At 60.4% G+C, this 23,826-nt stretch carries 22 protein-coding genes, 1 other RNA gene and 1 pseudogene; 4 read left to right on the forward strand and 20 right to left on the reverse strand.

What is annotated here, in order from left to right; genetic code table 11:
• Positions 1-13: 13 nt before the first annotated feature.
• The 15 genes and pseudogenes from RS887_RS06460 to rsmI form a co-directional block, all read right to left on the reverse strand.
• Positions 14-880, reverse strand: coding sequence for a cell division protein FtsQ/DivIB (locus RS887_RS06460; protein ID WP_322614796.1), 867 nt, complete (start codon positions 878-880; stop codon positions 14-16).
• 4 nt (positions 881-884) lie between these two features.
• A complete protein-coding gene (locus tag RS887_RS06465) occupies positions 885-1,868 on the reverse strand; it encodes a D-alanine--D-alanine ligase (protein WP_322614797.1) in 984 nt (327 codons plus the stop codon).
• Entirely contained in the window at positions 1,865-3,325 is a 1,461-nt protein-coding gene (gene murC, locus RS887_RS06470) for a UDP-N-acetylmuramate--L-alanine ligase (protein ID WP_008016705.1), read from the reverse strand. Before murC ends, RS887_RS06465 begins: the two co-directional genes overlap by 4 nt.
• Positions 3,318-4,388, reverse strand: a complete 1,071-nt coding sequence (murG, locus tag RS887_RS06475) for an undecaprenyldiphospho-muramoylpentapeptide beta-N-acetylglucosaminyltransferase (protein ID WP_085715913.1) — start codon at positions 4,386-4,388, stop codon at positions 3,318-3,320. Before murG ends, murC begins: the two co-directional genes overlap by 8 nt.
• A complete protein-coding gene (gene ftsW, locus RS887_RS06480) occupies positions 4,378-5,595 on the reverse strand; it encodes a putative lipid II flippase FtsW (RefSeq protein WP_416339939.1) in 1,218 nt (405 codons plus the stop codon). The genes murG and ftsW overlap by 11 nt, the downstream gene beginning before the upstream one ends.
• Entirely contained in the window at positions 5,592-6,938 is a 1,347-nt protein-coding gene (murD, locus tag RS887_RS06485; RefSeq protein WP_322614798.1) for a UDP-N-acetylmuramoyl-L-alanine--D-glutamate ligase, read from the reverse strand. Before murD ends, ftsW begins: the two co-directional genes overlap by 4 nt.
• Positions 6,939-6,944: 6 nt before the next feature.
• Positions 6,945-8,027 carry a phospho-N-acetylmuramoyl-pentapeptide-transferase gene (gene mraY, locus RS887_RS06490; RefSeq protein WP_008016698.1) on the reverse strand — a complete coding sequence of 361 codons (1,083 nt, stop codon included), beginning with the start codon at positions 8,025-8,027 and terminating at the stop codon, positions 6,945-6,947.
• The gene (locus tag RS887_RS06495; RefSeq protein ID WP_322614799.1) at positions 8,027-9,394 is read right to left on the reverse strand and encodes a UDP-N-acetylmuramoyl-tripeptide--D-alanyl-D-alanine ligase; all 1,368 of its coding nucleotides are present in this window, start codon (positions 9,392-9,394) and stop codon (positions 8,027-8,029) included. Before RS887_RS06495 ends, mraY begins: the two co-directional genes overlap by 1 nt.
• Positions 9,387-10,852 (reverse strand): annotated as a pseudogene (locus tag RS887_RS06500) (UDP-N-acetylmuramoyl-L-alanyl-D-glutamate--2,6-diaminopimelate ligase). The gene RS887_RS06495 and the pseudogene RS887_RS06500 overlap by 8 nt, the downstream one beginning before the upstream one ends.
• On the reverse strand, positions 10,852-12,591 hold the full coding sequence (locus tag RS887_RS06505) for a penicillin-binding protein 2 (protein ID WP_322615266.1): 1,740 nt from the start codon (positions 12,589-12,591) through the stop codon (positions 10,852-10,854). The pseudogene RS887_RS06500 and the gene RS887_RS06505 overlap by 1 nt, the downstream one beginning before the upstream one ends.
• Positions 12,591-12,884, reverse strand: coding sequence for a cell division protein FtsL (gene ftsL / locus RS887_RS06510; RefSeq protein ID WP_008016694.1), 294 nt, complete (start codon positions 12,882-12,884; stop codon positions 12,591-12,593). The genes RS887_RS06505 and ftsL overlap by 1 nt, the downstream gene beginning before the upstream one ends.
• Positions 12,881-13,828 (reverse strand): 16S rRNA (cytosine(1402)-N(4))-methyltransferase RsmH, encoded by a 948-nt coding sequence (rsmH, locus tag RS887_RS06515; protein ID WP_008016693.1) that lies wholly within the window; start codon positions 13,826-13,828, stop codon positions 12,881-12,883. The genes ftsL and rsmH overlap by 4 nt, the downstream gene beginning before the upstream one ends.
• Positions 13,825-14,280 carry a division/cell wall cluster transcriptional repressor MraZ gene (mraZ, locus tag RS887_RS06520; RefSeq protein ID WP_322614800.1) on the reverse strand — a complete coding sequence of 152 codons (456 nt, stop codon included), beginning with the start codon at positions 14,278-14,280 and terminating at the stop codon, positions 13,825-13,827. Before mraZ ends, rsmH begins: the two co-directional genes overlap by 4 nt.
• 538 nt (positions 14,281-14,818) lie before the next feature.
• Positions 14,819-15,172: RNase P RNA component class A (gene rnpB / locus RS887_RS06525), an RNA gene on the reverse strand.
• 75 nt (positions 15,173-15,247) lie between these two features.
• Positions 15,248-16,153 carry a 16S rRNA (cytidine(1402)-2'-O)-methyltransferase gene (rsmI, locus tag RS887_RS06530; RefSeq protein WP_322614801.1) on the reverse strand — a complete coding sequence of 302 codons (906 nt, stop codon included), beginning with the start codon at positions 16,151-16,153 and terminating at the stop codon, positions 15,248-15,250.
• A gap of 177 nt (positions 16,154-16,330) precedes the next feature.
• Between rsmI and RS887_RS06535 the strand changes: the two genes are divergently transcribed.
• The 4 genes from RS887_RS06535 to RS887_RS06550 all read left to right on the forward strand — a co-directional run bounded on the left by RS887_RS06535 (position 16,331) and on the right by RS887_RS06550 (position 19,777).
• A complete protein-coding gene (locus tag RS887_RS06535; protein WP_008016691.1) occupies positions 16,331-18,142 on the forward strand; it encodes a penicillin-binding protein activator in 1,812 nt (603 codons plus the stop codon).
• Positions 18,142-18,504 (forward strand): YraN family protein, encoded by a 363-nt coding sequence (locus RS887_RS06540; protein WP_111279712.1) that lies wholly within the window; start codon positions 18,142-18,144, stop codon positions 18,502-18,504. Before RS887_RS06535 ends, RS887_RS06540 begins: the two co-directional genes overlap by 1 nt.
• A 104-nt stretch (positions 18,505-18,608) precedes the next feature.
• Positions 18,609-19,202 carry a phosphoheptose isomerase gene (locus RS887_RS06545; RefSeq protein WP_007972584.1) on the forward strand — a complete coding sequence of 198 codons (594 nt, stop codon included), beginning with the start codon at positions 18,609-18,611 and terminating at the stop codon, positions 19,200-19,202.
• On the forward strand, positions 19,199-19,777 hold the full coding sequence (locus RS887_RS06550; RefSeq protein WP_007989868.1) for a BON domain-containing protein: 579 nt from the start codon (positions 19,199-19,201) through the stop codon (positions 19,775-19,777). Before RS887_RS06545 ends, RS887_RS06550 begins: the two co-directional genes overlap by 4 nt.
• Positions 19,778-19,828: 51 nt before the next feature.
• Here RS887_RS06550 and RS887_RS06555 read toward each other — a convergent pair whose 3' ends face one another.
• The 5 genes from RS887_RS06555 to petA form a co-directional block, all read right to left on the reverse strand.
• Positions 19,829-20,242 (reverse strand): ClpXP protease specificity-enhancing factor, encoded by a 414-nt coding sequence (locus RS887_RS06555; RefSeq protein WP_007998247.1) that lies wholly within the window; start codon positions 20,240-20,242, stop codon positions 19,829-19,831.
• 16 nt (positions 20,243-20,258) lie between these two features.
• Entirely contained in the window at positions 20,259-20,876 is a 618-nt protein-coding gene (locus tag RS887_RS06560) for a glutathione S-transferase N-terminal domain-containing protein (protein WP_007989864.1), read from the reverse strand.
• Positions 20,877-21,026: 150 nt separating this feature from the next.
• Positions 21,027-21,809, reverse strand: coding sequence for a cytochrome c1 (locus RS887_RS06565; protein WP_008016687.1), 783 nt, complete (start codon positions 21,807-21,809; stop codon positions 21,027-21,029).
• Positions 21,809-23,020 carry a cytochrome b gene (locus RS887_RS06570; protein ID WP_085715925.1) on the reverse strand — a complete coding sequence of 404 codons (1,212 nt, stop codon included), beginning with the start codon at positions 23,018-23,020 and terminating at the stop codon, positions 21,809-21,811. Before RS887_RS06570 ends, RS887_RS06565 begins: the two co-directional genes overlap by 1 nt.
• Positions 23,020-23,613, reverse strand: coding sequence for a ubiquinol-cytochrome c reductase iron-sulfur subunit (gene petA, locus RS887_RS06575; protein ID WP_008016685.1), 594 nt, complete (start codon positions 23,611-23,613; stop codon positions 23,020-23,022). Before petA ends, RS887_RS06570 begins: the two co-directional genes overlap by 1 nt.
• Positions 23,614-23,826 lie beyond the last annotated feature (213 nt).

Consider the following 23,826-nt stretch of genomic DNA (forward strand, 5'->3'; position numbering starts at 1 on the left):
GTCCTGCCTCTTCTTAATTCTTCGCGACAGCGGGTTGGGCTGCCGTGGGCGCTACAGGTTCCCGCCAGCCAACGGCGAGGCCGTTGGCGTAGCGCAGATCGATGCGCGCAATGTTCGTAATCTGTTCTTTAAGCGTCTTGTCATAGATGGCGATGAAGCGGCGCATCTTTTCCACCTGGTTGCCGCGTCCCAGCAGCAGTTCGATGCCCGGGCCGGCACTGCCGGGGCCGGTGGTCAGGAACCAGCTGCCGCGATCACGCAGTTCCAGGCGTGCAATCGAGAAGCCCAGCGGCCTGAGCATCTGGCTCAATACCTGGTATTGCTGCATAACTTGCTGCTGGGCCCGCTGCGGGCCGAACAGCTGCGGCAAGTGTTCGTAGTTCGCCAACTCACGCGGAGTGAAGGCCTGGCCCTGGTTGTTCAACAGCGACTCGTCGCCCCATCGGGCCACCGGCAGTTGTTCCTCCAGGCGGATCACCACTTGATCCGGCCACACCCTGCGCACTTCGGCGTGGGCAATCCATGGCATCGTTTCAAGCTCCGTGCGCATGCTCGCCAGGTCGATGGTGAAGAAGCTCGACGCCACGTATGGGGCGATCCGCTGCTGCACCGCTTGCTGGCTGATGTAACTCAAGTCGCCCTGCACGTTGATCCTGGTGATGGGTCGGTCGGCATACGGCAACAGCCGAGTGGCGCCTTCGTAAGTACCGAACCCCAAAGCCACCAGCACTACCGGCCAGAACAGGCTTTTCAGAAAGCCGAAATTGGCTTTCGGCAGGCGCACGGACATCGGCTCTTTGGCCACCATTCGGCTGGCACCCCGTGGCACCGGCTTGCGACCGGGTGCGGGAGGCTGATGTCTGAGCTGAGCGCCTTGCATGGCCTTAACCTCTCGTCGACTCTTGATTACCGGCAGTGTTGCCGGCAACGCTCTCGGCCAGAATGGCCAGAACCAGTTGCTGGAAATCCAGACCGGCAGCACGGGCCGCCATCGGCACCAGGCTGTGATCGGTCATGCCCGGTGCGGTGTTGACTTCCAGGAACCAGAACTGCCCGTCGGCGTCCTGCATCACGTCTGCCCTGCCCCAACCGGCGATACCCAGCGCTTCACAGGCTTTCGCCGTGAGGTCCATGAGTTCCTGTTCCTTGGCGCTGTCCAGACCGCACGGAATGCGGTACTGGGTATCGTTGGCGATGTACTTGGCGTCGTAGTCGTAGAAGCTGTGCGTCGTGCCCAGGGCAATCGGTGGCAACACCTGGTCACGCAGGGTGGCGATGGTGAACTCCGGACCGTGAATCCATTGCTCGACCAACACTTGCGAATCGTAGGTACTGGCCGCGTTCCATGCGTCGATCAACTCGGACGCAGAACTCACTTTGGCCATCCCGATACTTGAACCTTCATGGGCCGGTTTGACGATCAAAGGGAAGCCCAGTTCCGTCGCTGCCGAAATACAATCAGCCTCGCTGCTCAGTACCGCGTGACGTGGCGTCGGAATGCCCAGGCTGTGCCAGACCTGCTTGGTGCGCAGTTTGTCCATGGCCAGGGCCGAGGCCAGGATGCCGCTGCCGGTGTACGGAATGCCCAGGCATTCGAGCAGGCCCTGCATGCTGCCGTCTTCACCGCCACGACCGTGGAGGATGATGAAGGCGCGGTCGATCTTTTCGCTCTGCAGACGCTGCAGCAGGTCATCGCCCACGTCGAGGCCGAACGCGTCCACACCGGCGCTTTGCAGCGCGTCGAGAACAGCGTTGCCCGACTTCAGGGAGACTTCGCGCTCGGCACTCTTGCCGCCAAACAGCACGGCGACGCGGCCGAAATCTTTCGGCGCGATCGTGGAGACCAGGTTGGCGTAGGCAGCAGTCATTTCAACGTCCCCTTCTCCGGTGCGGCAACGGCACCGGCGAACAGCTCACTCTTCAGCAGTTTCGGTGCGAGACCGCCGATATCACCGGCACCCTGGCACAGCAGGATGTCGCCGGCACGCAGCAGCGGCTTGACCACTGGCGCGAGGTCGACACCACGCTCGATGTAGATCGGGTCAAGCTGGCCACGCTGACGGATGCTGTTGCACAGCTTGCGGCTGTCGGCGCCCGGAATCGGCTCTTCGCCGGCCGGATAGACCTCCATCAGCAGCAGTACATTGGCGTCGGCCAGCACATTGACGAAATCGTCGTACAGGTCACGGGTGCGGCTGTAACGGTGCGGCTGGTAGACCATCACCAGGCGTCGCTCCGGCCAGCCCCCGCGCACGGCCTTGATCACGGCCGCGACTTCCGTCGGGTGGTGACCGTAGTCATCGACCAGCATCACATTGCCGCCGTCCACCGGCAGTTCGCCGTAGACCTGGAAGCGTCGGCCGACGCCCTGGAACCCGGACAGACCCTGGACGATGGCTTCATCGCTGACGCCTTCGTCGGTGGCAATGCAGATGGTCGCCAGTGCGTTCAATACGTTGTGGTTGCCCGGCATGTTCACCGACACATCCAGCGGTTCGCGGTCAGGGCGCAGCACAGTGAAGAAGGTCTGCATGCCTTGCTGGCGCACGTTGATGGCGCGCACGTCGCAGTCTTCGCCGAAGCCATAGGTGACTGTCGGGCGTTTGACCAATGGCAGGATTTCACGCACCACCGGATCGTCCAGGCACACCACCGCCAGACCATAGAACGGCAGGTTGTGCAGGAATTCGACGAAGGTTTTCTTCAGTTTGTTGAAGTCACCGTCGTAGGTCGCCATGTGATCGGCGTCGATGTTGGTGACCACGGCCACCAGCGGCTGCAAGTGCAGGAAGCTGGCATCGCTTTCGTCGGCTTCGGCGATCAGGTAGCGGCTGGTACCAAGCTGGGCATTGGTACCCGCGGCATTCAGGCGGCCACCGATCACGAACGTCGGGTCCAGGCCACCGGCCGCGAACACCGAAGCGATCAGGCTGGTGGTGGTGGTTTTGCCGTGGGTACCGGCAACGGCGATACCGTGGCGATAACGCATCAGCTCAGCCAGCATCTCTGCACGCGGCACCACCGGAATACGGCGCTCCAGCGCGGTAGCGACTTCCGGGTTGGACGTGTTCACGGCACTCGACACCACCAGCACGTCGGCGGCAGCGGCGTTCTCGGCGCGGTGGCCGATGAAGATCTGCGCCCCGAAGGACTCCAGGCGCTCAGTGACCGGCGAAGCTTTGAGGTCGGAACCGGACACGGCATAACCCAGGTTCAGCAACACTTCGGCAATCCCGCACATGCCCACACCGCCGATACCGACGAAGTGGATGCGACGGATACGGCGCATTTCCGGTTGTGGCATGGCTTTCTGACTCTCAACCATGGGCCACCTCCAGGCAGCTATCGACCACGTTACGGGTGGCATCGGGTTTGGCGAGGCGGCGTGCCGCGGTAGCCATTTCGTTGAGTCGTTGTGGTTGCATCAGGACCTCTGTCAGGCGAGCGGCAAGATCCGCTGCGCCAGTCGTTCTTTGCGGCATCAGGAAGGCTGCGCCTTCACGGGCCAAATATTCGGCGTTGCGGGTCTGGTGATCGTCGATGGCGTGAGGCAAAGGCACCAGCATCGAGGGCAGACCGGCGGCGGCCAGTTCACTGATGGTCAGCGCGCCTGCGCGACATACCACCAGGTCGGCCCAGCCGTAGGCTTGGGCCATGTCTTTGATGAAAGGCTGCACCTGCGCCTCGACGCCAGCCGCGCGATAGCGCTCTGCAGTCACTTCATCGTGTTTTTTGCCGGCCTGATGGAACACTTCCGGACGCAAATCGGCAGCAACTTGCGACAGGGCTTCAGGCAGCAACTTGTTCAACGGTTCTGCGCCCAGGCTTCCGCCCAGGATCAGCAAACGCGCCTTGCGACCGGCCAGGGCAGGTCGCGATGTCTCGAGGAACAGCTCGGTGCGCACCGGATTACCGGTGGTCCGGCGGCTGTCCGACAGGGTAAAGGTGTCGGGGAACGCTTCACAGACTCGGGCGGCCAACGGCACCAGCAACCGATTGGCGGTACCGGCCACGGCGTTCTGCTCGTGAACGATCACCGGCACACCGGCCAGTTTGGCCGCGACGCCACCAGGACCGGTCACAAAACCGCCAAAGCCCACGACACAGACCGGTTGCAGACGGCGAATGATCGCCCGCGCCTGCCAGACCGACTTGAACAACATGAACGGTGCCTTGAGCAGCGACAGCTTGCCCTTGCCGCGCAGACCGCTGGCATTGATCCGGTGCAACTCGATACCGGCTGCCGGCACCAGATCGTTCTCGATGCCACGCGGCGTGCCGAGCCAGTGCACGGTATAGCCGCGCGCCTGGAATTCGCGGGCACAGGCCAGCGCCGGGAACACGTGGCCACCGGTGCCGCCGGCCATGATCATTACGTTAGCGCCCATGGTGCGGCTCCTCGGCGAAGTCGCTCTCCTGGAACTCCATTTCCTCGCTGCCCAGGTGGGTTCGACTTTCCCATTCGATGCGCAGCAACAAGCCGAGACAGGCGCAGCAGATCACCAGCGAACTCCCGCCATAGCTGAGGAACGGCAGGGTCAGCCCCTTGGTCGGCAGCAAGCCCACGTTCACGCCGATATTGATCAGGAATTGACCAATCCACAGAAAGGACAAACCGTAGGCGACATAAGCAGCAAAAAACTGCTTGGCCTTCTCGGCCCACAAACCGATGTACATGCCGCGAATACACACGAAGACGAACAGTGCCACAGTGCACAGCGAACCCACCGCGCCCAGTTCTTCGGCCAGGACCGAGAACACGAAGTCAGTGTGGGCCTCCGGCAGATAGAACTGTTTTTGCACGCTGTTGCCCAGGCCAACGCCCAGCCATTCGCCACGACCGAAAGCTATCAACGCCTGGGACAATTGATAGCCGGCACCGAACTGGTCGGCCCATGGATCGGCAAAGTTCGTCAGACGCGCCATTCGATACGGCTGCATTTGAATCAACAGCACCACCGCTCCGACAGCCAGGACCACCATCAGGGAAAAACGGAACAGCCCGACGCCGCCAAGGAACAACATCGCCGCCGCAGCGCCCATCATCACGACGGTGGCACCGAAGTCCGGCTCCATCAGCAGCAGGCCCGCCATCGGCAGCAGCACGATGAACGGCTTGAAAAAGCCCATCCAGCTTTCACGCACTTCTTTCTGGCGACGCACCAGGTAACCGGCGAGGTAGATCACCACGAATACCTTGGCGATCTCGGAAGGCTGGACGTTGAAGAAACTGAAGCCGATCCAGCGCATCGAGCCGTTAACCTCACGGCCGATCCCCGGAATGATCACCATCACCAGCAAACCGAACGCACCCAGCAGCATCAGCCAGCCCAGGCGTTGCCAGGTGGCAATCGGGATCATCATGGTGACGATGCAGGCCCCCAGGCCCAGCACCACGTAAATAAGGTGGCGAATCATGTAGTACAGGGCGCTGCCCGACTGCACGGCCGCCACTTCGGTCGATGCCGAGGCAATCATGATGAGCCCCAGGCCGAGCAACGTCAGGCAACCGGCGAGCATCGGGAAATCGAGGTCGATACCGCGCCCGGTGATGATCGGCGACGGGTACGGCTTGATGATGCCTCTCAGGCTCATGCCAGTTCCTCCACGGCTTGGACGAACTGGTGACCACGGTCTTCGTAGTTCTTGAACATGTCGAAACTGGCGCAGGCTGGCGACAGCAGCACCACGTCGCCCGGCTGCGCGGCCGCGCGGCATTGCTCGACCGCTTCGATCAGGGAGCCGGCGCGGATCAGCGGCACGGCGTCGCCGATGGTCTCGCCGATCTTGTCGGAGTCGCGGCCCATCAGCACCACGGCGCGGCAGTTGGCCGCCACCGGATCGCGCAAGTCCTTGAACTCCGCCCCCTTGCCGTCGCCACCGGCGATCAGCACGATCTTGCCCTCGATGTCCGCGCCCAGCCCTTCGATGGCGGCCAGTGCGGCACCGACGTTGGTGGCCTTGGAATCGTTGTAGTAACCCACGCCGTCGAGGTCACGGACCCATTGGCAACGATGCTCCAGGCCGGCGAAGGTGCGCAGGCTCGACAGCATGGCATCGAACGGCAGGCCGACGGCATGACCCAGGGCCAGGGCCGCGAGGGCGTTGGACTGGTTGTGGGCGCCACGAATCTTCAACTCGCGCACCGGCATCAGGTTCTGGAATTCGAAGGCCAGGTATTTCTCGCCATCTTCTTCACGGATACCAAAGGCCTTGAAATCCGGTTTGCTCAGGCCAAAGGTCCAGCACGGCTGGCCCTCGCCCATCAGCGGACGGCTCAGGGCATCCTGGCGATTGACCACGAACTGTTTGGCACCACGGAAGATCCGGTGCTTGGCCAAGTGATAGGCCGGCAGACCGCTGTAGCGATCCATGTGGTCTTCGCTGATGTTGAGCACGGTCGCCACTTCAGCGTTGAGCTGGTCGGTGGTTTCCAGCTGGAAGCTCGACAGTTCCATCACGTACAGTTCGACGTCATCGCGAAGCAGATCAAGCGCCGGGGTGCCGAGGTTGCCGCCCACCGCGACGCGCTTGCCGGCCGCAGCCGCCATTTCGCCGACCAGCGTGGTGACGGTGCTTTTCGCGTTGGAGCCGCTGATGGCCACGATCGGCGCCTTCGCGTTACGCGCGAACAGCTCGATGTCGCCGGACATTTTCACGCCACGGGCGGCGGCGGCCTGCAGGGCCGGGGTCGCCAGGGCCAGGCCGGGGCTCACGTAGAGCTCGTCGGCACGGCACAGGAACTCGACGTCCAGCTCGCCACAACGCACTTCCACGTGCGGATAGTCACGCTTGAGCGTGGCCAGTTCCGGTGGATTTTCCCGCGTATCGGCCACTGCAAACGCCACGCCCCGGTTCGCCAGGAAGCGAACCAGGGACATGCCGCTCTTGCCGAGGCCGACAACGATGCGGAAGTGGTCAGAAGCGATCAGAGACACGAGTTTCTACCTCAGCTTCAGGGTGGCAAGACCGATCAGCACCAGAATCACGGTGATGATCCAGAAACGGACGATCACGCGCGGCTCGGGCCAGCCCTTGAGTTCAAAGTGGTGATGAATGGGCGCCATGCGGAATACGCGGCGACCGGTCAGTTTAAAAGAGGCAACCTGAATGACCACTGACAGGGTTTCCATCACGAACACGCCGCCCATGATGAACAGGACGATTTCCTGACGGACGATCACCGCGATGGTGCCCAGGGCCGCGCCCAGCGCCAGTGCGCCGACGTCGCCCATGAAGACTTGTGCCGGATAGGTGTTGAACCAGAGGAAACCCAGGCCTGCGCCGATCAGTGCACCACAGAACACGATCAATTCACCGGCGCCCGGTACATAAGGAATCAGCAGGTATTCGGCGAATTTCACGTTACCCGACAGGTAGCAGAAAATGCCCAGGCCGCCGCCGACCATTACCGTCGGCATGATCGCCAGACCGTCGAGGCCGTCGGTCAGGTTGACCGCGTTGCTCGAACCGACGATCACGAAATAGGTCAGGACGATGAAACCTGCGCCCAGCGGAATGCTGTAGTCCTTGAGCATCGGCAGGATCAGCGTGGTTTCCACTGGAGTGGCCGCGGTCATATAAAGGAAGATCGCAGCGCCGAGGCCGAACACCGACTGCCAGAAATACTTCCAGCGGCTCGGCAGGCCACGGGAGTTCTTCTCGATGACCTTGCGGTAGTCGTCGACCCAGCCGATGGCGCCGAACAGCAGGGTCACCAGCAACACGACCCAGACGTAACGGTTGGTCAGGTCAGCCCAGAGCAAGGTGCTGACGCCGATGGACGACAGAATCAATGCGCCACCCATGGTCGGTGTGCCCGACTTGGACAGGTGCGATTGCGGGCCGTCGTTACGCACCGATTGGCCGATCTGACGGTTCTGCAGGGTGCGGATCATCCACGGGCCGTAGCACAGCGACAAGACCAGCGCGGTCAGCACACCGAGGATCCCGCGCAGGGTCAGGTACTGGAAGACCGCGAAGCCTTTGTAGAACTGTTGCAGATACTCCGCTAGCAGCAGCAGCATTAATGTTTCTCCAGACTGGACCCGCACAAGGCGGCGACGACGTTTTCCATCGCAGCGCTGCGCGACCCCTTGATCAAAATGGTGGTGTTTGTGTCTTGCTCGGCACCCAGGGCCTTGATCAGTTCAGCCTGCGTGCTGAAGTGAAAAGCCTGTGGACCGAATGCGTTCACGGCGTGAGCCATCATTGGCCCGACGGCGTACAGCGCAGAAACCTTGCCACGGGCGTACGCGCCCACGTCGCGGTGCCCCTGCTCCGCCCAATCGCCCAACTCGCCGATATCTCCGAGCACCAGGACGGTGCGACCGGAAAAGCCGGCCAGTATATCAACGGCAGCGCACATGGAGGTGGGATTGGCGTTGTAAGTGTCATCGATCACGCGCATGCCGTTGCTGGCCAATTGCGCAACGGTGCGCCCCTTGACCGGTTGCACCGCGCCCAGGCCGGTAGCGATGCCAGACAGCGACACACCCAAGGCATGGGCGGCAGCGGCGGCGGCCATCGCATTGGCGACGTTATGGGTGCCAAGCAGATTCAGTTGAACGCGCTCCACACCTTCAGGTGTATGCAGGTTGAACGCCGGGCAACCGCGAGCATCAGTGGCCAGGTCACTGGCGTAGAAGTCGGCATTACTGTTGCTCAAGGCGAATGTCAGCACTTTGCGATCACCGGCGCGCGCCTTCCAGATACCGAATGCCTTGTCATCGAGGTTGAGCACGGCGACGCCATCGGCCGCCAGCCCTTCGATGATTTCGCCCTTGGCCTCGACGATTTTCTCCGGCCCGCCGAACTCGCCTACGTGGGCGGTCCCTGCGTTGTTGAGGATCGCCACGTGCGGCTTCGTCAGCCCTACGGTGTAAGCGATTTCACCCAGACGCGAAGCGCCCAACTCGATCACCGCCGCGTTGTGTTCCGGGGCGAGTTCGAGCAGGGTCAACGGCACGCCGAGGTCATTGTTCAGGTTGCCACGGGTCGCCAGTACCGAACCGCGGGTACGCAGGATGCTTGCGAGCATTTCCTTGACCGTGGTCTTGCCGCTGGAGCCGGTGACGGCTGCGACCTGATGGGCGTAGGCGGCGCGATTCAGCGCGCCCAACTGGCCGAGGGCCTGGCGAGTGTCCTTGACCAGCAATTGCGGCAAGGTGCTATCGGCGACTTCACGCTCGACCAGCGCGGCCACGGCACCCTTGGCGGCGACTTCATTCAGATAGTCATGACCGTCAAAACGCGGACCGGCCAGGGCAATAAACAGTTGGCCCGGTTTGATCGCGCGGCTGTCGATACTGACGCCGTCGAATCTGGCATCGGTGGACACCAGGCGAGCATTCAGCGCACTGGTCAGTTCGCTCAGTTTCAAGGCCTCAAGCATGGGCAACCTCCCACGCAGTCAAGGCATGATCAGCCTCGATCAGATCGGAAAAGGCATGACGTTCGCCGTTGATTTCCTGATAGTCCTCATGACCTTTGCCGGCCAGGACAATCACGTCGTCCACCGAGGCACTGGCGATCAACCGGGCAATCGCCTGACCACGACCGGCAACGAACTCCACCTTATCCACAGCCGTGAAACCGGCGCGGATGTCATCGAAAATCACCAAGGGGTCTTCCGTACGCGGATTGTCATCGGTGACCAACACACGATCGGCCAGACGCTCGACCACCTCCGCCATCAGCGGACGCTTGCCGCGATCACGGTCGCCACCACAGCCGAACAGGCACAGCAACTGGCCCTTGGCGTGTGGACGCAGAGCCAGCAGCACTTTTTCCAGGGCATCCGGGGTGTGGGCATAATCGACCACCACCAACGGCTGCGAACCACCACCCAGACGCTGCATGCGACCGGCCGGGCCTTCGAGCATCGGCAGCACCTTGAGGATTTCGTCCAGTGCGTACTCCAGACCGAGCAACGCGCCGACTGCCGCCAGGACGTTGCTCAGGTTGAAGCGACCAAGCAAAGCGCTACGCAACAGATGCTCGCCCTGTGGCGTGACCAGCGTGGCACGCACGCCTTCGTCGTCGTCGAATTGCGCCTGGCGGCAATACAGATAGGCGCTGGAATCTTCCAGGCTATAGGTGATCAGCCGCGACTCGCGCTTGTCCGCGGCCAGCTGCCGACCAAACTCGTCGTCGAGGTTGACCACGCGGCATTTCAAATCATTCCAGGCAAACAGCTTGGCCTTCGTCTCGCCGTAAGCCTGCATGGTGCCGTGGTAGTCCAGATGATCGCGGGACAGGTTGGTCATCACCGCCACATCGAAGGCCAATGCCGTCACACGGCCCTGGTCCAGGCCATGGGAAGAAACTTCCATCGCCACGGCTTTGGCCCCGGCCTTTTCAGGTCCGCCAGGGTCGCTTGCATGGCAATCGGATTCGGCGTGGTGTGCAGGCCGCTTTCCAGCGCGCCGTAGAAGCCGCAACCGAGTGTGCCGACCAGGCCGCAGTGCTGGCCAAGCAGGTCCAGTGCCTGGGCGACCAATTGAGTCACGCTGGTCTTGCCGTTGGTGCCGGTCACGCCCACCAGGTTCAGGTGATGGCTTGGCTCGCCATAAAAACGCCCGGCGATGTCCGACAACTGGGCCGCCAGCCCCTTGACCGGAATCAGCGGCACTTCAGTGATCGGCAGGACCGTGGCGCCTTCGACTTCATAGGCCACTGCAGCAGCACCACGTTGCAAGGCGTCGGTAATGTGCGCACGCCCATCGAACTTCCCGCCCGGCACGGCGAGGAACAGATCACCCGCGCGCACTTTGCGGCTGTCCAGGGCGAGCTCGCGAATCAGCAGATCGTGACCGGCGTGAGGGAAAATCTTGTTCAGGCTCAGAGACATCAGCCGCGCCCTCCATTGGCTTTCAGCGGAACGACCGGTGTCGCGTTCGCTTGTTGAGTAGGTGGCAGGTTGTCCGGCGTAATGTTCATCAGGCGCAGGGTGCCCGACATCACGCGGCTGAACACCGGTGCGGAAACCAGGCCACCGAAGTAACCAGCCTTGGTCGGCTCATCGATGACGACAACGATGGCGTAACGCGGATCGCTCATCGGGCCGAAACCGGCGAACAGCGAACGGTAGGAGTTCTCGGCGTAACCCTTGGTGCCAACCGATGTTTTACGAGCGGTACCGGACTTGCCGCCCACGTGATACGCCGGCACTTGCGCACGGAACACACCGCGCGGGGCTTCGATCACTTGTTGCAGCATGCCTTGCATGGTTTTCGCGACAGTCTCTGGCAACACCTGAGTGGTTTGCGGCGGCTTGTCGGTCTTGATCAGGGTCAGCGGTGCGAGGCGACCGTTGTTGGCCAGGGCCGAGAAGGCGTGGACCAACTGGATCGCGGTCACGGAGATACCGTAGCCGTAGGACAGCGTGGCGGTTTCTGCCTTGCGCCATTCGCGGTAGTTCGGCAGGTTGCCGACGCGTTCACCCGGGAAGCCCAGGCCAGTGTCCTGGCCGAGGCCGACTTTCTGCGCAAGACGGAAGATCGTTTCGCCGCCGATGTCGAACGCGACCTTGCTCATGCCGACGTTACTGGAGTTGATCAGGATGCCGGTCAGGTCGAGCACCGGGCCTTCGGTCTTGGATACGTCCTTGATGGTGTACTTGCCGATCTGCAACGAGCCCGGATACACCTCGACCGTGTCGCTCGGCTTCCAGCGGCCGGTTTCGATCGCAGCGCTCATCGAGATCGCTTTCATGGTCGAACCGGGTTCGAACACGTCGATCATCGCGCGGTTACGCATCATCGCCGGTTGCAGGTTGCGACGGTTGTTCGGGTTATAGGTCGGCTGGTTGACCATCGCGAGAATCTCGCCGGTCTTCACGTCCATGATCACCAGGCTGCCGGCCTTGGCGCCGTTCTCGATGATCGCGTTGCGCAACTCACGGTTGGCCAGGTATTGCAGGCGCAGGTCAATGGACAACGCCAAGGGCTTGCCGGCCTTGGCGTTTTTGGTGACCTGGACATCCTTGATCAGCCGGCCGCGCCGGTCCTTGATCACCTGACGCTTGCCAGGGACCCCGGCCAGCCATTCGTCGTAGGCCAGTTCGACACCCTCACGACCGTGATCGTCGATGTCGGTAAACCCGACCATATGGGCGGTGACTTCGCCGGCAGGATAAAAGCGCCGGAACTCTTCGATGCCGTAGACACCCGGCACCTTCAGGTCGAGCACAGCCTGCCCCTGCTCCGGCGTCAGCCCGCGCACCAGGTAGATGAATTCCTTGTTGGCCTGGGCTTCAAGACGCTCGGTCAGGGCCTTGGGATCCTGCCCCAGCGCGGCGGCCAGTGCTGGCCACTTGTCTTTTTCCAGCTGCATTTCCTTGGCGTTGGCCCACAGCGTGGTCACCGGGGTACTGACCGCCAAAGGCTCGCCGTTACGGTCGGTGATCAAACCACGGTGAGCCGGAATCGGAATATGACGGACACTGCGCGCATCGCCCTGACCTTTCAGGAAGTCACGGTCGACCACTTGCAGATCGATGATGCGCCAGCAGATAGCAACCACCATGACGCCGAGCAAACCCAGCACCACGCGGAAACGCCAAGGGAAGAGCGCACCTTCGAGCTTCATCATGGCGCCACCATCTTCACGTCAGCGGCACCGGGGATGTGCATTTTCAATTGCTCGGTGGCCAGCACTTCGATACGGCTGTGGGCGGTCCAGGTGCTCTGTTCCAGAATCAACCGGCCCCACTCGGCTTGCGCCTTGTCGCGCACGCTCAATTCGTTGTACAGCGTGTTCAACAACTGGCGATTCCAGTGGGCGCTATAAGACACGCCGATAGCCGAAACGAGCACGGCAACAAACAGCAGCAGCATGAAGAAGCTTCCGCCGGGCAATGGCTTGGCGAAAAGCTTGCTCACCGCAGCTTCTCCGCCACACGCATGACAGCGCTACGGGAACGTGGGTTGGCTTTGAGTTCGGCGTCGGAGGCCGTCTGCGCTTTGCCATGGACTTTGATTTTCGGTTCGAAAGCGACGTGCCGAACCGGCAGGTTGCGCGGCAGGTTGTCGGCTTCGCCTTTCACCAGCTTGCGCATGAACAGTTTGACGATGCGGTCTTCCAGCGAATGGAAGCTGATCACCACCAGGCGACCGCCCACTTCCAGGCATTCCAGCGCGGCTTCGAGGCCGGTCTCCAGATCGCCCAGTTCGTTGTTGACGTGAATACGCAATCCCTGGAACGCACGGGTTGCAGGGTTCTTGCCCTTTTCCCACGCCGGGTTGGCGACCTTCAGGACTTCCGCCAGGTCACCGGTACGCTCGAACGGCTTGATGTCGCGACGTTCGACCACGGCACGGGCCATGCGACCGGAGAAACGCTCTTCGCCGTATTCCTTGAACACACGGGCGATTTCTTCCACGGGTGCGGTGTTGACGAATTCGGCGGCGCTGATGCCACGAGACGGATCCATGCGCATGTCCAGCGGGCCGTCGTTGAGGAAACTGAAACCGCGTTCAGGGTCGTCGAGCTGTGGCGAGGACACGCCAAGATCCAGCAGAACGCCGCTGACCTTGCCAGCCAGACCGCGTTCGGCGACTTCCGAACCGAGTTCGGCAAAGCTGCGCTGCACAACGACAAAGCGGCCGTCTTCGGCCGCTAGCGTCTGCCCGGTGGCAATCGCTTGTGGATCTTTATCGAATCCGAGCAACCGGCCATCGGGGCCGAGCTGGCTGAGGATCAACCGGCTGTGCCCGCCGCGTCCGAACGTGCCGTCCAGATAGCAGCCATCAGGACGTACGGCGAGAGCTTCGACGGCTTCGTCAAGCAGTACGGTGATGTGGTTAAAGCCGCTATCAATAGTCACAGGATCAAATCACGCAGTTCATCAGGCATAGCGCCCGGTTGTTGAATAGCAGCCAGGTCAGCGGCAGAAACCGCGTTCCAGGCATCCTCGTCCCACAATTGGAACTTGTTCAGTTGGCCTACCAACATCGCGCGTTTATCCAACTTGGCATATTCACGAAGACGCGGCGGAACCAGAAAGCGACCACTGCCATCGAGCTCGAGGTCGACGGCATTACCAATCAGTAAACGTTGCAAGCGGCGGTTCTCTTCGCGAAGCGAAGGCAGTGCGCGCAGTTTGGTTTCAATAATTTCCCACTCATCGAGGGGGTAAACACACAAACAAGGATCAACGGCATCAATTGTTACGATCAATTGACCGGAACTACGCGAATCGAGCTCGTCACGGTACCGGCTCGGCATGGCGAGACGGCCCTTTGCATCGAGACTGATAACGTTGGCTCCGCGAAACACGTCTGCGTTTCTCCAAATTCTAGCGTTTTGAGTTCAAAAAACCCACTTCATGCCACTTTCCGCCACTTGCGCACACTATAGGAATGCGCCCACCACACCGTCAAGGCGCGGATCAAAGGAAAACCCTTACAGAACTGAGATTTAGGAGCATTAAAGGAGGGGCAACGAGAATCCGGCACATGAAACTGCCCGATAACTTGAATCAGCGCAGGAGGCTGCATTCGGAAGTTAAAGTAATTTATTAAGAGTAAGATTTTTTCGGTATTACAAAAGTGGTTCTGCTGACGATTGTGGAAGGAGGAAAACTGGTGCTGCGTGGAGTTTATGCGATCACTACAAGCGCGGGCTAATCGATATCACAAAACCGTGTCTCCTGACGATTGTGCAAGGAGGAAAACCGGTGCTGCGTGGAGTTTATGCGATCACTACAAGCGCGGGCTAATCGATATCACAAAACCGCTTCTCCCGACGCTTGTGCACGAAGGGAAATGGCTATCACCAACACTCTGCCCAATGATTCAAGCAGAGGAGAAAAAAGGTGGAGAGTCGATCTGTAAGCCGGGTTCTGTCTTGAACAGTCATTCGTCTACGATGGCCATCACTGGACACCTTTAGCAACCTACCCGGTCCCAGCGCGGGCCACGCCTTGGGACCCTATTTGGTCTTGCTCCAAGTGGGGTTTACCTAGCCACGAACTGTTACCAGACGTGCGGTGCGCTCTTACCGCACCTTTTCACCCTTACCGGCGCCGAAGCGCTTAGGCGGTTATTTTCTGTGGCACTTTCCGTAGGCTCACGCCTCCCAGGCATTACCTGGCACTTCGCCCTATGGAGCCCGGACTTTCCTCCCCCCCCTAATTTTCATAGGGGGCAGCGACTGTCCAATCGACTCTCCGCCGCGAAGGTTACCGGCAGAGCGCCCGAAGAACAAGGGCCAAGCGCCCTTGAGCACGCCTGCACGTCGGGTTTTACTCGCTTTTCTGTTTATCCAGGGCGATCTGGTACAGCACATTCTTGCGCTCGCCGGTGATTTGCGCCGCCAAAGCCGCTGCACGCTTGAGCGGCATTTCTTCGAGCAACAGGTTGAGGATGCGCATCGCCTCGCTGCTGACGGCGCCCTCCTCTTCGGGGGCAGACCAGCCCGCCACCAACACCACGCACTCGCCACGCTGCTGATTGCTGTCCGACTCGACGAACTCGCGCAGCTCAGCCAGCGGCAGCCCCTTGAGCGTTTCAAACGTCTTGGTCAACTCACGGGCAAGCAGCGCCGGGCGCTCGGGGCCAAACACCAGTTCCATGTCTTGCAGGCATTCCAGAATGCGATGCGGAGCCTCATAGAAGATCAATGTGCGAGGCTCTTCCTTTACCTGCTCCAGACGCGCTCGCCGCCCCACAGCCTTGGCTGGCAGAAAACCCTCGAAAATGAATCGGTCGGAAGGCAGCCCTGCCGCCGACAACGCTGCAATCAACGCGCAGGCACCCGGAACCGGCACCACATCGATACCCGCTGCCCGGGCCTGCCGCACCAGGTGATAACCCGGATCGGAAATCAGCGGCGTGCCGGCGTCGGAGATTAACGCCACGTTGTCGCCGGCAAGCAGACGAGTGATAAAGCGACTACCTTCATCCCGCTCGTTATGCTCGTGGCAGGCTGCCAATGGCGTCGAAATGCCGAAGTGCTGCATCAAGCGCTGGGAATGGCGGGTGTCTTCCGCGGCGATCAAGGCCACTTCACGCAGAATCTTCAGCGCCCGCGCACTGATGTCATCCAGGTTGCCGATGGGCGTCGCCACCACATAAAGCGAGCCAGCAGCGGAATTCAAAGCACCTGGAGCAGTCAAAGCGCACACCTCATGATCGGTAAAAGCCGCCATTGTAGCGCGTAGCGAGACTCACGATACGCGCAAGCAAACGTGGTATCGCCGACCGTTTGTGTACTGGCGCAACATTTACACCAGCTAAATTGATCGATTCACGCCACTAACATCGCGCCCCGGCCAGTGCTTGGGTACAATTCCACGCTAATTTGATCGAGTATCAGGAACGCTTACATGATCGCTTGCCTGCGGCTGTTATCTGCCCTCTGCCTCGCTGCCTTGCTGGCGGCTTGCGCCAGCTCGCCCTCCTCCAGCCTTGGCGAACTTCCACGGACACCGGACGCCAGTATCGAGCAACTGCTTGCGAAGGCTGCCCAAAGCAAATCACCGGAAGATGCCGCCCTGCTGCGCCTGAGCGCTGCAGACCTAGCCTATCACCAGGGCAATGCCGGCCAGTCCGCGCAAATCCTGCAACAGGTTCCGATCGAGCAGCTCAAGCCGGGCCAACAGATTTTCGCCAGCACTCTGGCGGCTGAACTGGCCATGACCCGCAACCAGCCCAAGGCAGCACTTACTGCCTTGAGCCATCCCAGCCTGCAGCGCTTGAGCGAACTGCCCGTAGAGCAACAGGTGCGCACCGGCACCGTTCACGCCCGCGCCCTTGAAGCCGATGGCCAGACACTCGCCGCCGCTCGCGAGCGCATTTTCATTGCCCCGATGCTGAAAGGCGAAGCCGCGAGCAAAAACCACGAAGCCATCTGGACCCTGATCGCTTCGTTGCCAACCGATCAGTTGCAGCCGAACACCACCGACGATCTCGGTGGCTGGATGGCCCTGGCGCTGGCCGTGAAATCCGCCGGCACCCTGGAGCAGCAACAGGCCGCCATCGATAACTGGCGCGCGAAGAATCCGAAACACCCGGCAGCCATTCAATTGCCACAGCCACTGACCCAACTCAAGGAGCTGGCCAGCCAGCCCCTGAACAAGATCGCCCTGCTGTTGCCTCAGGACGGCCAATTGGCCTCGGTTGGCAAAGCACTGCGCGACGGCTTCATGGCCGCTCACTACCAGGCACAACAGGCCGGGCAGAAGCCACCCGCCATCGAGTTTTATGACAGCTCGCACCTGACCTCCATGGACGAGTTCTACCGCAAGGCCCAGGCCGATGGCGTGCAACTGGTCGTCGGGCCGCTGGAGAAGCCGCTGGTCAAACAGCTGAGCACCCGCCCGCAATTGCCGATCACCACGCTGGCGCTGAACTACAGCGAAGGCGACCAAGGCCCGGCACAGCTGTTCCAGTTCGGTCTGGCCGCTGAAGACGAAGCCCGCGAAGTGTCGCGCCGCGCTCGCGCCGACGGCCTGCATCGGGCAGCCATCATGGTGCCGAAAGGCGAATGGGGCGACCGCGTGCTCAAGGCGTTCAGCCAGGACTGGCAAGCCAATGGTGGCACCATCGTCGCCACCGAACGCGTCGATCAGCCGGTCCAGCTGGCCCAGCAGATTGCCGACATGTTCCAGCTGCGCCAGAGCGAAGGTCGCGCCAAGAGCCTGCAAAGCACTGTTGGCTCGCAAGTGGCTGCCCAGCCATCGCGCCGCCAGGACATCGAGTTCATCTTCCTGGCCGCAACACCGCAACAGGCCCAGCAGATCAAACCGACCCTTAACTTCCAGTACGCAGGCGATGTTCCGGTCTACGCCACCTCCCACGTGTTCAGTGCCAGCGGTGACATCAACCAGTACAACGACATGAATGGCATCCGTTTCTGCGAGACGCCATGGTTGCTGGACGCCAACGATCCACTGCGCCGCCAGGTCACCGCCCAGTGGCCACAAGCCGCCGGCAGCCTGGGGCGTCTGTATGCAATGGGCGTGGACGCCTATCGACTGGCGCCACGCCTGGGCCAGCTCAAGTCTCTGCCGGACAGCCGGATCGACGGTGAATCGGGCAGCCTTGGCATGACTCAGAGCCAGCGTGTCGTACGCCAGCTGCCATGGGCCCAGTTCGCCAATGGCCAGGTCCAGCGCCTGCCGGACACCGCTCGCTGATGCCTGACAGGTCACGCCAGCAAAGCGGTAAGGATGCCGAGCGCCATGCGCTCGAGCATCTTCAACAACAGGGTCTGCGCCTGCTGGCGCAGAACTGGTTGTGTAAACGCGGCGAGCTTGATCTGGTCATGCTAGATGGCGATACAGTAGTATTCGTTGAAGTCCGCTACAGAAAAAACACTCAATGGGGTGGCGCGCTCGATAGCATCGATGAGCGCAAACGGCAAAAACTGATTTTCGCCGCGCAGTATTTTCTTCAGTGCGAGTCGCGCTGGGCCAATTCCCCTTGCCGCTTCGACGTGATTGCCATCGACAGCAATCTCGATCAGTTGAATTGGCTACAGAATGCCTTCGACGGCTGATCGCCGGCATTGCGAACCGGACACTATCACCCAACACTTTTGCTCTTTGCTTTGCGGGCTGCACATTCACGTGCCGAACAGCCGCGCTACTTAAGGTCACACAGATGGACATGCAATCCCGAATTCGCCAGCTTTTTCAGGCCAGTATCGACACCAAGCAACAGGCGATGGAAGTACTTGCACCGCACATCGAGCAAGCCAGCCAGGTCATGGTCAACGCCCTGCTCAACGAAGGCAAAATGCTTTCCTGTGGCAACGGCGGCTCTGCAGGCGACGCCCAGCACTTCTCGTCCGAGCTGCTCAATCGCTTTGAGCGCGAGCGCCCGAGCCTGCCAGCCATCGCCCTGACGACCGACAGCTCGACGATCACCTCGATCGCCAACGACTACAGCTACAACGAGATCTTCTCCAAGCAGATCCGCGCACTCGGCCAACCGGGCGATGTGCTGCTGGCTATCTCCACCAGCGGCAACTCGGCCAACATAATTCAAGCGATCCAGGCCGCACATGATCGCGAAATGATTGTCGTAGCATTAACGGGTCGTGATGGCGGCGGCATGGCGTCGCTGCTGTTGCCCGAGGACGTGGAGATTCGCGTACCGGCCAACGTCACCGCTCGTATTCAAGAAGTCCACCTGCTGGCGATCCATTGCCTTTGCGATTTGATCGACAGCCAATTGTTCGGGAGTGAAGAATGACCCCTAATCGCCTTGGCCTGTTGGCCTTGACCCTGTGCCTCGGCATCAGTGGCTGCACCTCGGTCGTGACTGCCAGCCGTGAAGCACCGATTGAAGATGACCGCGGTACTCGCACACTGGGCAGCAAGATCGACGACTCCCTGATCGACACCAAGGTTGGCGTGAACGTCGCCAAGGCTGACCCGGCCCTGGACAAGGATTCGCACATCGTCGTCACCAGCTTCAACGGTGTCGTGCTGCTTGCCGGGCAAACGCCACGCGCAGACCTCAAGGCCAAGGCCGAACAGGCCGCTGCCGCGGTCCAGCGCGTGAAGCAGGTGCACAACGAACTGCAGATCCTGCCACCCTCCTCGTTGCTGGCACGCCAGAACGACACCTGGCTGACCACCAAGATCAAGACCCAGATGCTCGCCGATGCGAACATCCCTGGCTCGCGCATCAAGGTCGTCACCGAAAACGGTATCGTCTACATGCTGGGCCTGCTGACCAAGCAGGAAGCTGCGCAGGCGACCAACCTGGTACAGGGCGTTTCCGGCGTACAGAAGATTGTGAAATTGTTCGAGTACATCGACTGACCTGCAATCCCGCGCAATAAAAAAGGCGATCCATCTGGATCGCCTTTTTTATTACTTCACCACTTTCAGACTGGGGCGACCGCTTGGACGCGGCGGCTCACTGTCGGGTGGCGGAAGATCGTCATCTGGTTCGATCTCGTCATCCTCGCCCATCGGCGATTCCAGATCAAACACCATGCCCTGACCATTCTCCCGAGCGTAGATTCCCAGGATCGAAGCGATTGGCACATACAGTGTGTGCGGCACACCACCAAAGCGCCCCTCGAAACTGACCGCCTCGTTATCCATGTGCAAGTGACGCACGGCTTGTGGCGATACATTCAGGACGATCTGCCCGTCACTGGCAAACCCCTGTGGAACCTGTACCGACGGGTACTCGGAATTGACCAGCATGTGCGGGGTGCAATCGTTGTCCACAATCCACTCATAGAGCGCGCGGACCAGATAAGGTCGACTGGAGTTCATAGCGGCTCCTTAAGCCTTAGCGCATGTCGCGTTCGACACCAGACAGACTCGCCTGGAAAGCCTCACGCGCAAACTGGCGCTCCATATAATCAAGCAGCGGCTTGGCCGGCCGCGGCAGTTCTATACCCAGAATCGGCAATCGCCAGAGTATTGGCAGTAGGCAGCAATCCACCAGACTTTGTTCCTCACTGAGGAAAAACGGTTTGTCGGCGAACAGCGGCGACACACCCGTCAGGCTTTCGCGCAATTCTTTCCGGGCCACGGCACGGGCCGCCTCCTTGGTCCGCGAATCCAGAATCAGATCCACCAGACCACACCAGTCCCGCTGAATGCGGTGCATCAGCAGGCGACTGTTGGCACGCGCCACGGGATAAACCGGCAGTAGCGGCGGGTGCGGGTAACGCTCATCCAGATATTCCATCACCACAGTCGACTCCCACAATGCCAGGTCGCGATCGACCAGGGTGGGCAAGCTGCCGTAAGGGTTCACTTCAATCAGTTTAGGTGGCTGGCGTCCAGCTTCCACGTAAATGATCTCGGCGCTGACACCCTTCTCTGCCAGTACGATGCGCACTCGGTGGGAATAGTGGTCGGCGGGGTCGGAGTAACAGGCCAACCGATTGGTCACGCCCATGGCGATCCTCCTCGCTTGTAGAAATAATCGAACGCGGAAAAACGAGCGCGCCCAGAGGGCGCCTCCCGTAACGACTGGATCACCAGTTTCGCTACACCTTCAGAGGCGCCCTTGGGCGCGCGCGATTAACAGCAATAGCTTGAAGCTTTATCAGTGCACGTCTTTCCAGTATTCGCGCTTGAGCAGGTAAGCGAATACGAAGAAGAACGCCAGGTACAACAATACGTAAGTACCGATGCGCTGATGTTGCAGCTTAACCGGGTTAGCCGAGTAAGCCAGGAAGGTTACCAGATTCTTGACCTTCTCATCGAACTGCTCTGCAGTCAGGGCACCGCTTTTCGGCACGATGGTCAACTGATCGCACGCTTCATGGGTCAGCGCCGTACCGGTCAGAGGATCATATTGCTTCTTGCCGTCTTCGACGATTTGTACCTGTTTGCAGCCAACCACCTGGCGACCTTGCAGGCCGGCCAGGACGTTAGGCATACCCACGTTCGGGAAGACCTTGTTGTTCACACCCCATGGGCGCGCCGGATCTTCGTAGAACGACCTCAGGTAACCGTACAGCCAGTCAGTACCGCGAACACGGGCAACCAGGGTCAGGTCCGGTGGCGCGGCGCCAAACCAGGCCTTGGCGTCCGCCGGCTGCATGCCGATGCTCATGTGGTCGCCGATCTTGGCGCCGGTGAACATCAGCTTCTCCATCATCAACTCATGGGGAATGCCCAGGTCGTCGGCAACACGCTCGTAGCGCTGGAACTTGGCACTGTGGCAACCCATGCAGTAGTTGGCGAACGTACGCGCGCCATCCTGCATGGCTGCTTTATCGGAAACGTCGATGTCGACTTTTTCCAGCTCGGGGCCACCGTGTTCTGCTGCGAAAGCGAACACTGGCAGCGCGGCAAGCATCAATACAGCAAATAGTTTTTTCATCAGCCAGTCACCCTTTCCGGAACCGGTTTGGTCTTCTCGAGCCTGGTGTAGAACGGCATCAGAATGAAGTAGGCGAAGTACAGGAAGGTACATACCTGCGACAGCAACGTACGCTCAGGGGTTGGGGCCAATACGCCCAGCACGCCCAGGATCACGAACGCGATGCAGAACACCCAGAGCCAGATCTTGCTCAGCCAGCCCTTGTAGCGCATCGACTTGACCGGGCTACGGTCCAGCCATGGCAGGACAAACAGCACGGCAATGGCCGCGCCCATGGCGATCACACCGAAGAGCTTGTCCGGAACAGCACGCAAGATGGCGTAGAACGGGGTGAAGTACCAGACCGGAGCGATGTGCTCTGGGGTCTTGAAGGCGTTTGCCACTTCAAAGTTCGGCTTTTCGAGGAAGTAACCGCCCATTTCCGGGAAGAAGAACACGATCGAGCAGAAGATGAACAGGAACACCACCACGCCGACGATATCTTTCACGGTGTAGTACGGGTGGAAGGCAATGCCGTCCAGCGGTATGCCGTTTTCATCCTTGTGCTTCTTGATGTCCACGCCGTCCGGGTTGTTCGAACCTACTTCGTGCAACGCCAGGATGTGCAACACCACCAGACCCAGGATAACGATCGGCAGGGCAACCACGTGCAAGGCGAAGAAGCGGTTCAGGGTAATGCCGGAGATCAGGTAGTCACCACGAATCCATTGGGTCAGGTCGTTGCCGATGACCGGAATCGCACCGAACAGCGAGATGATTACCTGGGCACCCCAGTAGGACATCTGCCCCCACGGCAGCAGGTAACCCATGAAGGCTTCGGCCATCAATGCCAGGTAGATCAGCATGCCGAAGACCCACACCAGCTCACGCGGCTTCTGGTACGAACCGTAGAGCAGGCCACGGAACATGTGCAGATAGACCACGATGAAGAACGCCGAAGCGCCGGTGGAGTGCAGCAGACGCAGGATCGAGCCGTACTCGACGTCGCGCATGATGTATTCGACGGAGGCGAATGCCTCTTCCGCCGACGGGGTATAGCTCATGGTCAGCCAGACACCGGTAACGATCTGATTGACCAGCACGAGCAGTGCCAGGGAGCCAAAGAAGTAGAAGAAGTTGAAGTTCTTCGGAGCGTAATACTTGCTGAGATGGTCTTCCCACATCTTGGTGGCGGGAAAGCGTGCGTCAACCCAATCCATGAACTTGCTCATCACGCTTTCTCCGTATCGACGCCAATGATAATGATCTCATCGGTCTCATAGGAATGCGGGGGAACTGGCAGGTTCAAAGGCGCAGGTTGCGACTTGTAGACGCGACCTGCCAGATCGTAGTGGGAACCGTGACAAGGGCAGAAATAACCACCCACCCAGTCTTTACCCAGATCCGCAGGTGCCACTTCAGGACGGAAGGTCGGCGAGCAACCCAGGTGCGTGCAGATACCAATCAGCAGCAGGACCTCAGGCTTGATCGAACGGGTTTCCGGATCAACGTAAGTCGGTTGTGTCGAGTTCTTGGAGGTCGGATCAACGAGCTGGCCCTCGATCTTCTTCAGATTCCCCAGGATTTCCGGTGTACGGCGGACAATGAACACCGGCTGGCCGCGCCACTCAGCAATCATCTGCTGGCCTGGCTCGACTTTGCTGACATTCACTTTCACCGGTGCACCTGCGGCTTTCGCCTTGGCACTGGGAAACCATGACCCCACGAACGGGACCGCAGCCCCCACCGCTCCTGCAGCACCCACCACGGATGTGGCTGCTACCAAGAAGCGACGCCGGCCTGCATTCACGCCGTCATTGCTCATTCAGTCCTCTCCCATCAGCTTTGTGGCCTGTTAAATCAGGCATCTACTAAGTAAATCTATGTACTTATAAAAATTTTGCCGAATGGTAATGAAAAGCCCCAATCCTGACAAGGTAATTACCGGAGCCCATCACCCCCAAGCCTTGTAGTATAGGGCGCCTACGGATGTGGCAAGTTGTCACAGCGCAATTCTTTGATAAATCGCAGACATAAA

This window comes from Pseudomonas sp. BIC9C, assembly GCF_034541995.1.
GTDB classification, from domain to species: domain Bacteria; phylum Pseudomonadota; class Gammaproteobacteria; order Pseudomonadales; family Pseudomonadaceae; genus Aquipseudomonas; species Aquipseudomonas fluorescens_CC.